At 44.8% G+C, this 14,321-nt stretch carries 15 protein-coding genes; 5 read left to right on the forward strand and 10 right to left on the reverse strand.

What is annotated here, in order from left to right:
- Positions 1–18 precede the first annotated feature (18 nt).
- Together ACLVWU_RS08760 and ACLVWU_RS08765 are read left to right on the forward strand one after the other, a co-directional pair.
- Positions 19–2,079, forward strand: a complete 2,061-nt coding sequence (locus ACLVWU_RS08760; RefSeq protein ID WP_413578613.1) for an alkyl/aryl-sulfatase — start codon at positions 19–21, stop codon at positions 2,077–2,079.
- 130 nt (positions 2,080–2,209) lie between these two features.
- The gene (locus ACLVWU_RS08765; RefSeq protein ID WP_413578614.1) at positions 2,210–2,791 is read left to right on the forward strand and encodes a hypothetical protein; all 582 of its coding nucleotides are present in this window, start codon (positions 2,210–2,212) and stop codon (positions 2,789–2,791) included.
- Here the strand turns inward: ACLVWU_RS08765 and ACLVWU_RS08770 are convergent.
- Positions 2,724–3,563, reverse strand: a complete 840-nt coding sequence (locus tag ACLVWU_RS08770) for a metallophosphoesterase family protein (protein ID WP_413578615.1) — start codon at positions 3,561–3,563, stop codon at positions 2,724–2,726. The two genes, ACLVWU_RS08765 and ACLVWU_RS08770, sit on opposite strands and share 68 nt — an antisense overlap.
- 9 nt (positions 3,564–3,572) lie before the next feature.
- On the opposite strand from ACLVWU_RS08770, the gene ACLVWU_RS08775 reads away from it, so the two are divergent.
- Positions 3,573–4,445, forward strand: coding sequence for a lipid kinase (locus tag ACLVWU_RS08775; protein WP_413578616.1), 873 nt, complete (start codon positions 3,573–3,575; stop codon positions 4,443–4,445).
- Here ACLVWU_RS08775 and ACLVWU_RS08780 read toward each other — a convergent pair whose 3' ends face one another.
- The 8 genes from ACLVWU_RS08780 to ACLVWU_RS08815 all read right to left on the reverse strand — a co-directional run bounded on the left by ACLVWU_RS08780 (position 4,446) and on the right by ACLVWU_RS08815 (position 12,219).
- On the reverse strand, positions 4,446–5,093 hold the full coding sequence (locus tag ACLVWU_RS08780; RefSeq protein WP_413578617.1) for a sulfite exporter TauE/SafE family protein: 648 nt from the start codon (positions 5,091–5,093) through the stop codon (positions 4,446–4,448).
- Positions 5,090–6,493, reverse strand: a complete 1,404-nt coding sequence (ccoG, locus tag ACLVWU_RS08785) for a cytochrome c oxidase accessory protein CcoG (protein WP_413578618.1) — start codon at positions 6,491–6,493, stop codon at positions 5,090–5,092. Before ccoG ends, ACLVWU_RS08780 begins: the two co-directional genes overlap by 4 nt.
- Positions 6,490–7,059, reverse strand: coding sequence for a cbb3-type cytochrome c oxidase N-terminal domain-containing protein (locus ACLVWU_RS08790; RefSeq protein ID WP_413578619.1), 570 nt, complete (start codon positions 7,057–7,059; stop codon positions 6,490–6,492). Before ACLVWU_RS08790 ends, ccoG begins: the two co-directional genes overlap by 4 nt.
- On the reverse strand, positions 7,043–7,228 hold the full coding sequence (locus ACLVWU_RS08795) for a cbb3-type cytochrome oxidase subunit 3 (RefSeq protein ID WP_413578620.1): 186 nt from the start codon (positions 7,226–7,228) through the stop codon (positions 7,043–7,045). The genes ACLVWU_RS08790 and ACLVWU_RS08795 overlap by 17 nt, the downstream gene beginning before the upstream one ends.
- Positions 7,225–9,351, reverse strand: a complete 2,127-nt coding sequence (gene ccoN / locus ACLVWU_RS08800) for a cytochrome-c oxidase, cbb3-type subunit I (protein WP_413578621.1) — start codon at positions 9,349–9,351, stop codon at positions 7,225–7,227. Before ccoN ends, ACLVWU_RS08795 begins: the two co-directional genes overlap by 4 nt.
- Positions 9,335–9,502 (reverse strand): cbb3-type cytochrome oxidase assembly protein CcoS, encoded by a 168-nt coding sequence (gene ccoS, locus ACLVWU_RS08805; RefSeq protein WP_413578622.1) that lies wholly within the window; start codon positions 9,500–9,502, stop codon positions 9,335–9,337. The genes ccoN and ccoS overlap by 17 nt, the downstream gene beginning before the upstream one ends.
- Entirely contained in the window at positions 9,499–11,766 is a 2,268-nt protein-coding gene (locus tag ACLVWU_RS08810) for a heavy metal translocating P-type ATPase (protein WP_413578623.1), read from the reverse strand. Before ACLVWU_RS08810 ends, ccoS begins: the two co-directional genes overlap by 4 nt.
- Before the next feature lie 150 nt (positions 11,767–11,916).
- Entirely contained in the window at positions 11,917–12,219 is a 303-nt protein-coding gene (locus tag ACLVWU_RS08815) for a helix-turn-helix domain-containing protein (protein ID WP_413578624.1), read from the reverse strand.
- A 109-nt stretch (positions 12,220–12,328) separates the two neighbouring features.
- Here ACLVWU_RS08815 and ACLVWU_RS08820 point away from each other — a divergent pair, with 109 nt between their 5' ends.
- Together ACLVWU_RS08820 and ACLVWU_RS08825 are read left to right on the forward strand one after the other, a co-directional pair.
- Positions 12,329–12,979 carry a hypothetical protein gene (locus ACLVWU_RS08820; RefSeq protein WP_413578625.1) on the forward strand — a complete coding sequence of 217 codons (651 nt, stop codon included), beginning with the start codon at positions 12,329–12,331 and terminating at the stop codon, positions 12,977–12,979.
- Positions 12,980–12,997: 18 nt separating this feature from the next.
- Positions 12,998–13,621: a hypothetical protein gene (locus ACLVWU_RS08825; RefSeq protein WP_413578626.1), complete on the forward strand. Its 624-nt coding sequence runs from the start codon at positions 12,998–13,000 to the stop codon at positions 13,619–13,621.
- On the opposite strand, the gene ACLVWU_RS08830 is transcribed toward ACLVWU_RS08825, so the two are convergent.
- A complete protein-coding gene (locus tag ACLVWU_RS08830) occupies positions 13,578–14,267 on the reverse strand; it encodes a hypothetical protein (RefSeq protein ID WP_413578627.1) in 690 nt (229 codons plus the stop codon). The two genes, ACLVWU_RS08825 and ACLVWU_RS08830, sit on opposite strands and share 44 nt — an antisense overlap.
- Between the last annotated feature and the right edge of the window lie 54 nt (positions 14,268–14,321).

Consider the following 14,321-nt stretch of genomic DNA (forward strand, 5'->3'; position numbering starts at 1 on the left):
AAGCGACAGGAGTAAACAATGCTTCAGAGGTGGATGCTGGTATTCTTTATTAGTGGCTGTGTCACGACGTTCGCTCATGCTAAATACCAATTTAGTGACAAAATGAAGGATGCGACAGAGATCACCAAAAAGAAAAACGAAACAATTTATCAAGAGCTTGATTTTAAAGATAAAACATCTCACGAGAATGTGCGCCGAGGCTTCATAGCACCCCTTCTCAATGAGGGAAATATTAAGAATGTTTTTGATGCGACAGCTTTAAATTTCATGCAGAACAAGCAAGCTCCTGCGACTGTGAATCCTAGTTTATGGCGTCATTCACAGTTAGTAAACTTTGGTGGCTTGTTTAAAGTCACAGATCATATTTACCAAGTTCGCGGGCAAGATCTTGTTAATTTGACAATTATCGAAACGAAATCAGGAATTGTTCTATATGACATCGAATACGGAGCAGACTCCTTGGCTCAGTCCATTGCTCTCTATGAGCAGCATCGTGGAAAAAAGCCTCTTAAAGGTGTGATCATTTCCCATAGTCATGCCGATCACTATGGTGGGTATGAGGGTATTTTTAAAGCTGGCTTAGCGAAGAAAGAGGATTTCACCAACAAGAAAATACCCCTCATTGCTCCTATGAACTTTGTCGAAGAGGCCGTCAGTGAAAACGTAATTGCAGGAAATATCATGAATCGCCGCGCGGGTTATCAATATGGAAACGTATTACAGCCTGACGCCAAAGGAACTGTAACTGCAGCACTAGGGGCTGGCCTGGCTACAGCTGCTGCATCTTTACCGATACCAAATAGAACGATTACAAAAGACGGTGAAAAGGTAAAAATTGATGGTGTAGAGTTTGTGTTTTATTTAACTCCGGGGGCGGAAGCTCCAGCAGAGATGGTGATGTACATTCCTCAATGGAAAGCACTATCTATGGCGGAAGAAGTTAATCACTTGCAACATAACATTTATACTCTTCGTGGCGCTAAAACTCGCGATGCCAGTGTATGGTCTAAGTATATCGGTGAAGCGATTGTTCGGTGGGGTGATCAAGTTCAAGTGAACTTTGGTCCTCATACCTGGCCCGTGTGGGGTAACAGAGAAGTTGTTGAGTACATGAAAAATCAAAGGGATATGTTTCAAGCTTTATATAACGTCACACTTCGGTATGCAAACTTTGGATATCGCCCTGACGATATCGCAGAGAATGCTGAGCTTCCGAAGTCAGTATTTAATAAATGGGATAATCGACCGTACTATGGACACACTAAGAATAACCTTAAATCTACTTATGTTAGAAACCTGGGGTGGTTCAGCGGAAATCCAGTTGAGCTCGCGAAATATCCTGATGCTGAACGCGGCAAGCGATATGTTGAAGCCATGGGTGGAGAAAATAAGGTTCTGGAGATAGCGGTAAAGATTTTCGAGCAAGGTGACTATCGCTTTGTTGCAGACCTTTTAAATAACGTCGTTGCTTATAATGGCGGTAATAAGAACGTAAATCTTTTATTGGCCGACGCTTTGGAGCAGTTGGGCTATCAAGAGGAGAACGCTCTGTACCGCAACCTTTATCTTTCAGGTGCCGTAGAGCTGCGAACAGGAGGGAGTGTTCCAAATCAGTTGAATACGGCCTCTCCAGAGGTCTTGGCTGCTTTGCCTCCAGCTCAATTAATGGCCTATGTCAGTATGATAGTAGACCCTGTAAAAGCCGAGAAAATCGGCAATTTTACGACGAACTTGAATTTAAAGGGCGAAGAGAAATTTTCATTGGATATGCATAATGGAGTGCTAACCTACGTCTCAGGTCATGAGAACAAAAAAGCGAACGGAAGTTTGGAAATTTCCAAAACCGATTTACTTCAGGTTGTGGCAGGAAAGTCCAAGCTGGATGACTTGTTCAAGAGTGGTAAGGCTTCAATTAAGGGTGATCGTTCTGTCTTTAATAAGCTTGCAAGCGTTCTAAGTGGTCCAACGAAAAATGACATGAATTTGGTTCTGCCTCTGCAAGACGCAAATAAAGTTCCACAATCACTTGAAATGAAGAACGTATCTTCTAAAGGATTGGACAACGTTTCAAAAAACTAAAAGTTGAAACAAAAGCCCATTCAACAAAGAATGGGCTTAACTATTTCTTAATCTGATCTCAATTTTTATCCGCCCGAATAGCCTGTGTGGAAAGTGTATCGCCACGCGTTTTCATCTAAAGCAAGTGGATTTGGAGAAAACAATCGTGTGTTTGACAGGGGGAGGTGGAAAAATTTATCCTAAAATGCATGACGAAGTATATGTTTCCTATTATTTTCATTTTCGCTGTGAATGCATTTGCTTATCTAAATCCGCCACAAATCATAAGTCTAGTTCCGCCGGCAAACCGGCTGTTGATTTTCCAAGCGATTCAAATGGCACTGATTGGGGTTATTCTTGCTATTTTCAATTTACTGTTAGTGACGTCAAAGGGGATTGGATTCAATTTCCCAAAAGACCTTTTAGTTCGCCTGTTTGGGTGAACTTAAGGAAAGATTGGGCGAAGAACTACAAAGATGGCCAAAACGTGTTGTTGTCTCCTCTCGAAGAAGAGGTTGTATATTTGGTTAAGAATCACAAAAAAATTGTAATAACGAAGTTTAAAGGGACCAAGTTCAACTACCGTTCGGAAAATGCAAATGACATGAATTGTGATGGCGAACCTAAAGAAGTTCCTTCTGAAGAACTAAAGGAATCTATTAAGCCTATTTCGGATCTTTTTGATGAAGATGGTCATCTGGTTGCGTGGCCCGCATACTGTCGTGGTTGTTAGACAAATTGGGATGACGTTCATATGCGCTCTGCTTGGTAATAAAGCCAGATTCTCCCAAAAAGTAAGTTTCAATTTTAATTTCACGTCCATTGACTTCAATAATGTGAAAATTGTTTTCCTCTCCACGAAGACGTGAGGAAGTAGCGCTTCCCGCTGATATATGCAGAATTTCCTGTTGGCTTGCGGGGGCAACGAGCTCTATCCAATTCAAATGGGAATGTCCGCTTAGTACGATGTGTGGGTGAAGAGTGAGGAGCTCGTGAACCAGTGCATTTGGACGAATTTTCGCTAGCATTTTGGGAACGAAAAGAGGATGGTGGCAAGCAACAATTCGTAAAGAATTTGGATTTGCCATGTCAAAAATTGATTTGGCTCTGTGAATATCAGATTTCAATATTCTTCCTTCCACTGAGCGCAAGACAGAAGCTGTTCTGATTCCCACCACAGTCAACTCAGAATCTTGATAGCTGTCCAAGGTTAGGTTTCTTATAAATTTGTTATAGTTCTTCAACGGCTGTACAAGTCGGGCCCATAAATTATACAAAGGGATGTCGTGATTACCTGGAATGGTAAGAACAGGTACGGGCATTTTCTTGATGAATTCTGCGGCATCTTTAAATTGGTTGCGACGTGCACGCTGAGTCCAGTCTCCTGTCATGATAATGAGATCCAATTTGAGGCTGTCATTCTGAAGAAAGAGCTCCAGCGACTTGATCGCCGGAGGGTGGATTCTGCCAAAGTGGAGGTCAGATATGTGTAACACTCGCTTCATCTTATTGTTATGAAAAATATATTAGTTTTAGTCAATCCGAACGCCCGTCAAGGCAGTCAACTTGAAGCTGAAATTGAAAATTGGCTGAAAGACCAAGGGTATAATGTGTTGAATTTCAGTTTGGGTGGTGACAAGGAAAAGATGAGCGACACCATCGAAAGGTTTCAAAAACAAAAACCAATTGTTTTAATCGGCGGCGGGGACGGCACCATTAATGATGTACTGCCATGCTTGATAAAGTATCAACTTATATTGCTGGTGATTCCCTGTGGAACGGCTAATAATCTTGCTCGCACAATGAATATTCCATCGGACTTTAAAGAGGCGTTGTCCCTGTTGAATAAGGGACAGGTTAGAAGAATTGATGTCGGTGTTGCCAACGGTATTCCTTTTGTTAACGTCATCGGAATGGGGCTAAGTACTCAGGTGAACCGCGCCGTACCTTCAAAGTTGAAAAGAGTATTTGGTGTTTTTGCATTTGTTATGACTGCATTGCAGTTGGCCAAACGAATGAAGCCGTTTCGGGTCCATGTACGCTGCGACGGCGAGGTGCATGTCGCCTATTCCTGGCAACTTACAGTTTGTAACGGCAGAAACTATGGAAATGGACTTGTCATTCATGAAGCGGCAAGTTTGGATGATCAAACTTTGCATGCCCTTAGTACAGAAGTCGAGAAATGGTGGCACGCGATCACGCTAGTGCCGTCCTTATTGACGGGAAGATTTAAAAACACTCATCCCGTTACGGAATTTTCTGGAAAGAAAATAGAAATTATGACAAAGCGGCCAATGAATGTGGATGTTGATGGTGATGTGAAAACCAAAACTCCGGTAAACGTGGAAATTTTGCCGAACGCTCTGCAAATATATGTGCCTCAGTGATCATCCATGGTGCGAAAAGAAAAAGAAGCTCCAAAGCGAGTAACCCGAAGCCGCGACCAATATAAAACCCGCAATTCTTTGTTGGCGTAAAGGAATCTGCCGAAGTCCATTTTGAATCATAGCCGGCAAAATAGCCAAAGCGGGAAGACCTCCGACCCAAAATAAAAACATCAACGCTCCACCCATCACCGGACTTTGTAAAGCAACCGCCGCTGTGACATAGGTGTATAGCCAGCCACAAGGTAACAAACCCGTAAGAATGCCCACGACAAATCCAGACTGATTTAAGTGAAACTTGCGAAGCTGACGAAATACTTTGATCAAACCATGGGGATCCACTTTGGGAGTAATCTTATTCCCCCAGCGGGGAGCAATCAGACGAAGCCCCATACTGAACAAAACCAACGCGAAAATAACCGCTGAAGCCGAACGCAGCCACGCATACTGCGACGCCAGTAAGAACTGCCCCATGCCGCCAGCTAAAACGCCTAGTGTGACATAAGAAACCAAACGACCCAGATGATAGCTCAACAAGGACTTTCTTTCTCCCATCAGGCAGGCAATTGGACTGCACATGGCAGCGCAGTGCCAGCTTCCCAGAAAGCTTGTGCTTAGTATTCCAATGGCAAGAATGACTCCCGAGTTCATTGTCGTGGCCCCACCAGGATCAGTTCTTTTTCACTGTGATTGATTGTATTGTCGTGGCGGCTTTCGATTCGAACCTTGGTTTTAATCTGTCCAGAAGTTCCTTTAAACATTCCTTCAGGAAGTCGCACAAAGAAATACCACTCGCGGGCTTCGTGAGCTTGCAGTAACAATGGATTTTCCCCAATCGTCAATACAGCGCCAGCCTTGATAACGTCCTCATCCAAAGAAAGTCTATACTCAGTAGGAACTCGTTCCTGATTTTGAATATGGATCTTGTATTGATTCTGAATAATGTCTTTGCGATCATCGACCTGAATATAGGAATACGGTAGTCCCTGTCCACGCAGCAGAGTCCAGTGAAAAGCATCACGGTTGGTGATGGCGTAGGTCAGTCCCGAGATCAGCATTAGCAACACCGCCATATAGACCATCGGTCGCGGTCTGGTCAGTTTGATTTTACTGAAATCCAAAGTGTCGTAGCGAATAAGTCCTTTGGGTTTATTCACTTTCTCCATGATTTCGTCACAGGCATCAACACAAGCGGTGCAAGCGATGCATTCCATTTGCAGACCGTTACGAATATCAATACCGGTCGGGCAGGCGTTGACACAGCGATTGCAGGCAATGCAGTCGCCTTGTTCCTTGCCTGCAGGCACCTGACCACGACGAGGTTCGCCGCGTTTGGTGTCGTAAATAACTGCCAGGGATTTATTATCAATAAGAAGTGATTGAAAGCGTCCATATGGGCACATGATTACGCAAAACTGTTCGCGGAACCAGGCAAAGTCAAAAAGCACCAAAGCGGTCACGATGGAAACCAAAAGGAAATAGCTCCAGTTTTCAGAAGGAGGTTGTTCCATCATCAATAGCAGATTCTTTGCACCTGCAAAGTAGGCAATAAAACTGTGAGCGATCAACGAAGAAACCAGAACAAAAAGAATCCATTTGCTTCCGGTTTTTCTGATTTTGGTAAAAGTCCACGGCTCCGCGCGAAGTTTGCGACGTTCGATGTAGCCGCCTTCAGTCCATTTTTCAATGCGGCGAAATACAGCTTCAATAAACACAGTTTGTGGGCAAGCCCAGCCACACCATACACGGCCCCAAACTGAAGTTACAAAAGCCAGTCCAAGAACTATTGTGCCTAGAATAAAAAACAACAGGGGAGTGTCATGGGCGTGGAATAAAATTCCAAAGAATGAAAACTCGCGGTCCGGAATATTGATCAGAATCGTTTGGACCCCGCGAATCGTGGTCCATGGAAGTAACAGGAAAACCACCAACAAAACGGCATGCACCCATGTGCGATGCCGTTTGTAGAAACCTTTCACCTCTGCCGGGATGATCGCAATACGATCACCATGTTCATCAACTGAGGTAAGAAGGTTTGGATCTAAGGTCATTTCGCTTCTTCTCCTTGTGGTGGTTTGGCACCAGCAGGCTTAGAGTCTAATTTGGACATTATATACTTCGCTGTGGCGTAAAGCTCCTCGCGTTTTAAACTTGATCCCCAAGGAGGCATGCCTTTTTCAGGTGCGCCGTCGCGGATCACTTTTACGATGTCCATGCGGGTGCCTTTTCCATGAATCCAATAATGGTCTGTTAAGTTGGGACCAATCAAGCCTTGAAGGGCTTGTCCATGACAAGCAGCACATTTGCTTGTGAAAACGCCCACACCCAAGTTGGCATCAACCTTGTCAAATGCTTCCATCAGTGACTCCTCGGTCTCTGCCGGAGCTGCAGCCATGTGTTCGGACTTTTGTTTTTCAAGTTCTGCCATGTGAATGGCCAATTCATCTTTTAATGTCAAGCCACCTGCGATTTCATAGTGCAGGTAATACAAGGCACCAAAGATAATAGTTATAAAGAACAGCCACAGCCACCACGTCGGAAGATTATTATCAAGCTCAATGATGCCATCATATTCGTGAAAGTGCTCAGTTGGTTTTTGATCATTTTGGTCTTGCATTTGAAAACTCCTCATCCATCAACGGCATCTTCTCCATAGCGCCATAGTGGTTCTTGCTGCCTTTGCGAAATACCCAAATTAGAACACAAACAAAAAAGACAAAGAATATCAAAAGCCCAAAAGACGTCAGGTAGGTATCAGTGAAAGCTTTTAAACCTAGTTGTTTCATTGCGCTTTTCCTTTCTGACCCAATGATTGAAGGTAGGCAATCAGTGCGATGATCTCTTTTTTCTCCATACCACGAGGGCCACCGTTCGCTTCAATGTCTGCGGCAATTTCTTTTGCCTGTTTTTGAGCTATACCATCAGCATTAGCGGCAGTGTTGTCATCATAAGGCACACCTAAAAGTCTCATCACAGACACTTCCTTGCGCAGGCGTATGAAGTTAGTGTCTTTGTCAGCCAACCACGGATAGTTCGGCATAATACTGTTTGGTGTGATGGCACGTGGATCGATCATATGGCTGAAGTGCCATAGATTTGGATACTTTTTACCAACACGGGCCAAGTCAGGTCCCGTACGTTTCGACCCCCATTGGAAAGGACGATCCCACATGGATTCTTCGATAGTCGAAGCCGGTCCGTAACGTAATACTTCAGAAACGATAGGTCGAATTTGCTGCGAGTGACAGACATAGCAACCTTCGCGTACATAGACGCCTCGACCAGCAAGTTCTAAAGGAGTATAAGGATCCGTTACTTGAGTTGGGTTGATGTATCTGTGCAACGAAAGAGTTGGATAAATCTCAATGAACGAACCCACCGCAATGGCAAGAAATGCCAGAACCGAAAATACGAAACCCATGCCTTCAAGTTTGCGATGCCCCGTTGTTGGAACTTCATCATAACCTGTGCGAGTGACTTCAACTGCGTCCGGCTCTTTTGATTGCTTAGGTGCAAGTTTAATAGTCATGTAGATGTTGTAGCACATCAACAGGAAACCAATCAGGAACAGAGTTCCGCCCAAGGCACGCGCCCAATACAATGGCACGATACGAACTACGGTTTCCATAAAGTCAGGGTATACCAGAGTTCCCTCTTTAGTAACAGCTCTCCACATGGAACCTTGAGTGATACCCGCAACAACCATGGATACGTAGTAAACGATGACTCCGGCAAGTCCCAGCCAGAAGTGATTTTCCAGAAGTTTGTTAGAGTAAAGTTTCGTTTTCCACAATTTCGGAATCATGTAGTAAAGCATCCCGAAAGTCAGGAAGCCATTCCAACCCAAAGTACCACCATGCACGTGACCGACGATCCAATCCGTATAGTGACCAAGGGCACTGACTGATTTAATTGAAAGCAACGGCCCTTCAAATGTCGCCATCCCGTAGAATGTTAAAGCAGCTACGAAGAATTTCAAAAGAGGCTGCGTACGAAGCAAATGCCAAGAACCCTTGAGGGTCAATAGACCATTGATCATCCCACCCCAAGATGGAGCCAGCAACATAACCGAGAAAATCATGCCCAGTGTTTGCGCCCATTCAGGAAGAGAAGTGTAAAGCAAGTGATGCGGGCCCGCCCAGATGTAAATAAATACCAGGGACCAAAAGTGGATGATCGACAAACGGTAAGAATAAACCGGGCGATTCGCCGCTTTAGGGATGTAGTAGTACATCAATCCCAAAAATGGAGTCGTCAGGAAGAACGCAACCGCATTATGCCCATACCACCATTGAACCATGGCATCCTGAATACCCGCATAAACCGGATAGGACTTCATAAAGGCCACTGGAATTTCGATGGAGTTCACAATGTGTAAAACTGCGACTGTGATGATGGTTGCTATATAAAACCACAAAGCGACGTACAGATGTTTTTCGCGACGACGATGGATCGTCATAAAATAATTCACCGCAAAAACGACCCAAACCGCAGCGATGGCGATGTCAATCGGCCACTCAAGCTCCGCATACTCTTTGGCTTGGGAATATCCCAGTGGCAGAGTGATAGCTGCCGCAACGATGATCAACTGCCAGCCCCAGAAATGAATCCGCGACAAGGTGTCCGAGTACATGCGCGTTTTTAGTAGGCGCTGTGAAGAATGATAGATCCCGGCAAAAATGGCATTACCACCAAATGCGAAAATCGCCGCGTTGGTGTGGAGCGGTCGCATTCTTCCAAAGGTTAACCATTCCATATTCAGATTTGCCGGCCACCATGGAATTTGGATTGCTGCAATGAGGCCGAAAAGAAATGCAGCGACAGCCCAAGCCATTGTGGCAATCGCGAATTTCTTTACGACATCGTCGTCATAGATGATTTTCTCTACAACATTACTTGATGTGTTCACGTTCAGTCCTTTCGTTGTCATCTAAAAGCATACGGTGGGCCGGGGTCTCAAGGTCGTCGAATTGTCCCTTGGAGTTTGCCCAAAAGAACGAGTACAGGAAACCGACACCCAGTAGTAAAGCCATTGGAATCATAAGTATTAAAATATTCATTTCATCCCCCAAAGCGAGGTGAGTACGATCAAGGCAGAGCTGATCGGCATTAAGATCGCTGCCATCATCGGATCAATAAATCCCAGTAAGGCAGCACTGCCTCCGATAAGATTGTAAAGCAAAGATACAGTCAGAGTTCTGATAAGAATCCTGCGTGTCTGTTCTGCCAAACTGAAAAGATCCAAAAGAGGTTGTAAGCCCCCACGGGTGAAGTAGATGTCTGCATACTGCAGGCTTAAATCCACGCTGCCTTTGACGGCGATTCCGACGTCTGCGTGTTGTAGCGAAAGGGTGTCGTTGGCGCCATCACCAATCATGCAGCTTTGTGTGTAGTTTTTAAGCAAATCGAACTTGCCTTGAGGTGATAGCTCGCCAAATGCATTTGCTCGAGGGATGTTGCATTCCAGGGCCGTATCATGGGCACGGAAATTTCTGTCTCCGGAAACTAAAAACGTCTCCAAACCGCGCTTTTGCAGATTGACGATGATCGAAGGAATGTCGGCACGCAGACGATCTGAAAAGAAAAGTCTGCAAACGCTTTGGTGATTTTTTAGGATCTCAACTCCAATGGGGCCTGTTTCTTCAGTCAGGTTCACCGCCATGATTTCGTAAAGATTTCCGTCAAAGTAGCCGCGCACACCCTGACCAAGAACTTCTTCGATTCCCGTGCCATGAGTTGCAGCATTTACGTCCGGCCAGGATTTGCGAATCGCAAAAGCCACGGGATGGTGCGAGACCGCTTCAAGCGCCAGGATGATCTCCATCAGACTATGCGGAATCATTTCCGGAACTGTCTTCGTCAGCGACAGGGACCCTTCGGTCAAAGTTCCTGTCTTGTCGAAAAAGATATTCTTGATGTTCAAAAGCTGCTCAAAGCTATTCGCATTTTTTATCAATATCCCCATGCGCTGAGCTTTCTTAATGGCAAGGCCCAACGTTAACGGGGAACCGAAAGCCAATGCGCAAGGGCAGGCAACGACGATCAAAGCCAGGGCTCGTTGTAAAGCCTCCATCGGATTCACAAATGAGTAAATCAATGCAAAGATTCCCGCCAATGCGAAAACCAGAATAATTAATTTCTGGGCCAGGCGCTCTGTTAAACCGACGAAAGAGCTTTTTTGAAAACTTCGCTGGTCCAGGTCTTGGAAGAGCTTGCCAATCTGACTGCTTTCAAATGATGTTGTCGCTTGAACTGAAACGACTTCACTCAAAAGGCGAGTGCCTCCTAAAAGAGTCATGCCTTCCGTGTAAACTTGTGGGAGGGATTCACCATTGAACAATGAAGTGTCAATAGTAGCTGAAGATTTCAGCAGCTTTGAGTCCGTTGGTAATGTCTGTCCCTGTTTGATTTTTAAGATATCACCAGGTCGAACATGATTCCACGGAATCAACAGCGAGGGTTCCGTATTAAGGCACTCATATGTTTGATCTTGAAAATAAGTCTGCATCCGCGCTGGTGCCAGATAGTTTTGTTGAACTCTCTTAAGCAGATATCGTGCGCTTAGAATCAGGAATAAAAAGCTCGCTGTACTATCAAAGTAAATGTCACCTTGGCCGTGAGCAAAGTTCCAAGTCGACAGAAGGAAGCCCGTTAGCATTGCGATAGTAATAGGTAAATCAACGTTGATAGTGCGAAATTTTAACGCATTCAATGAGCCTTGGTAAAATGGTTGCGCGCTAAACAGCAGGATGGGTAAGAATAACAACAATCCGATCGAATTGAAGACCTTTTCCCATGTTCCGGAAAGTCCCGCATAAATTGGAATTGTAAATAGCATGATGTTCCCAGCACAGAAACCGGCAACAGCAATCCGTTTTAAGAAGGTGCGATTTTCCTGTGTATACTTGTCCTGAATATTATCTTGGACGCTCAGAATTTTAGGGACATAACCAAGTTCTGATATACATTGCGCCGCTTTTGCCAGGGATCCGTTTGGGGAGAGCCGAATCGCCACTGTCGATTGGCCAAAATTTGCCCGAGCTTCTATAACTCCAGGGTAAAATTCCGGAAGCTTTTCCACTAGGTGCACGCAAGAAGAGCAGTGCATGCCTTCGCAGAAAATCAGGTAGTCATAGTCTTTGTCGGCATTTTGCTTGTAGAGATTTGTGAATTCACATTGATCCAAGTGTGCGAAAGGGTTCTTGGCAGCAAGAGTCAGTGGTCCGACTTGTGTATCCAGGATACTGCAGGCCTCACAACAATACTGCGATCCATTGGATGGACTTAGACAGTATTTGCATGTGGTTTCCCGATCTAGCTCCATGTGTTCCGTCTCCTAACATGTGCTTGATATCTTTATCGGCGATATATTTTGGATAAGCAATGATGGGGGCGCTGGGTTCGGAAAAATACACCCGGGGTGGAGGTGCAGAATAGAGAGAATACTCTTAAGCTACGACATCACCGCAACAAATTACTGCTGCTGCAGGCCGCTCGCAATGGATCGATCCAAATCTTCCATAGCAAGTCTTCTTGCGGAGGTTTGTTCGAAAATTTTCGAAACCTGTCTTTCCAGTATAAAATTGAAGATAGTTTCGTGAGGGATTCCGTAAAGATCTGCGAGTCTTTTTAGGACAGGAATTGGAGGCTGGGACCTGTTGCGTTCCCAATTTGAAATAAACTGGCCCGATTCATAGCCTAATATGCCTGCGACTTGAGTCTGAGACAGACCTTTGACTTTTCGGCATTTGGCTAGAAATTCACCGCACGATCTCATTTCTTAAGAACTCCTCTAAACATTTTTGTGTGCACATCCGAAGTATCATCATGTTGTTGTTTATGCAAACACAGCAATGTTTCTATCAATATTACCAAGAGGATTTTACATGAACTTTTCATACCGCCTCATCTATACTATTGGCGCCAAAACCGAGCAGGAAATCAGTTATGTAAACAAGTGTTTTCACTTGTGGTCGACCGAGTTCGGGGCAGATCTCGCTTCGCGAGGAGCCAAGCTTAATCATGATGAGTTTCAGCGTGCTCGGGTGATTGCAGTCGTACTAAAGGATGATGAAGTGGCTGGATTTCATTTATACAGTCCCTTCGACCTGCGCGAGTCCAGTAGTCTAGAACACTCTTACGTGCGTGCAATGTCGGAGGAAGCCAAAGTTAAGCTTCAAGAAAAAAATATCAATTCCTTTTTAGCGATGGAGTACTTAACGGTGGCTCCAGGTTTTCGCACAAAAGAAGCCGGCGGGCCCAAGGTGGCAGAGCTCATAGTTAGATTAGGGCTTAAAGTAATGGCGGAGTTGGGCCTTGAAGGAGCCCTCGGTATTGCTCGCATGGATCGCAAGGTGAACTTCCTGGGGGATCTGATTGGCTTTACCGAAATTGCACAAATCAGCAAGTATAACAATCTTTGTTCAGTCATGGTGATGAGTAAGCATGAAACACCCCGGGAGGCCGACGAATTCACTAAGAAAACCGTTGATGCTTTATGGGGCGGCAAACCTCAATCTTCAAAAATCGCAGCTTAACTTATACAGGAGAATACAATGAAGCCAGCAGAGTTCCGCCAAAAAGCCACAGAAAAAGTTGATGAGATGTGTAACTTCATCGAGACCATGCCATGGGAGAATGTAAATTTCTATAGCTCATGGGTTGCTCAGACGAATGCATTTGTGGCACATACGTCCACTTTTCTAAATCTGTGCAACGACTTGTTGCCAAAGAATCATCCTCTTAAGGCGCAATTCGAGCATCATATAGAAGAAGAAGAGGGGCATGAAAAGATGAGCAAGAACGACCTGAAGTTCATGCGCGGTGAAGCTTCCTCTGTGTTCAGTTTCACGGACGTGTTTTGGAAAACACAGTTTTACTGGATTAAGGAAGTGGGTCCCACATCACACTTGGGCTATTCACTTTTTCTGGAAGGTCTTGCGGCAAAATCAGGACCGAAAGTTCTAAACAGAATTAAGGCAGCTGGCATTAAAGGGTACACGTTCTTAAAAGTGCACGCAGAAGAAGATGTGGAGCATTTTCAGGACGTCCTAAAAGCCGTGGATAAAGTGACGGATCAAGAGCGTGCCCACATCTATCAGAATCTATGCGAGTCCATGGAAATCTATTATAGAATTATGAATGAATGTGCGAAGGTCGCACACCCTCAAGCAGCCTAAAAGTTTCCAAGGCTGCCACTGCCACCACGGTTGTGCCAATAGTAATTGGTGCAACCGCGCGAATCTGAACTTCTGATGTGTAGCGGCCTTGTGAGCGCAGTTCCTTCACTGTGTGGATAGGAATATTCGGCTGGACAGTTGTTTTATTTAAACCCATAAAGGTTTCATACCCGATTTCCTGCAGTTTTTGAGAAATTGCAGGGTCGCGTTCATACAAGTTCCACCATTGACCGGAAAACATCACGTCAGGTGCATAAGAAGAGAAATCAAACAGTTCGGGGTTCGCGAACAAACGGCGAGAATCACTTCCATAAATTTCCACAACGTCGCCGTCCTGAATCTGATTTAAGAAGCTGTCGGGGGCTGTAAAATTCAGGCGGGACAGATAATAGCGCAAAACATCTCTTGTTTTTTTGTGGTTACCACCGGAAGCCACAAACTCCAGGATAAACTTCGACCAGCTTTCCAGGCTTTGCAGAAGATTAAGCTGTTCTATATTCGAAAGTGTAAAGAAGTGGTCATCAAAGCGCGTGGAAAGGTATACGCGGCCCGTGGCCTTTAAAGCCTCACGCAAAAGCATGCGGGATTCTGTATACTGTTCAGATATATTGGCAAAAGGGATTTCGAAAGTTGCGCTTTTTTCCATGTTCCCTATGTACCACTCCTGACTAAATAAACAAATATTTTCAAATCAACCCTA

The sequence above is a fragment of the Bdellovibrio sp. HCB290 genome (assembly GCF_047305925.1).
GTDB lineage: Bacteria > Bdellovibrionota > Bdellovibrionia > Bdellovibrionales > Bdellovibrionaceae > Bdellovibrio.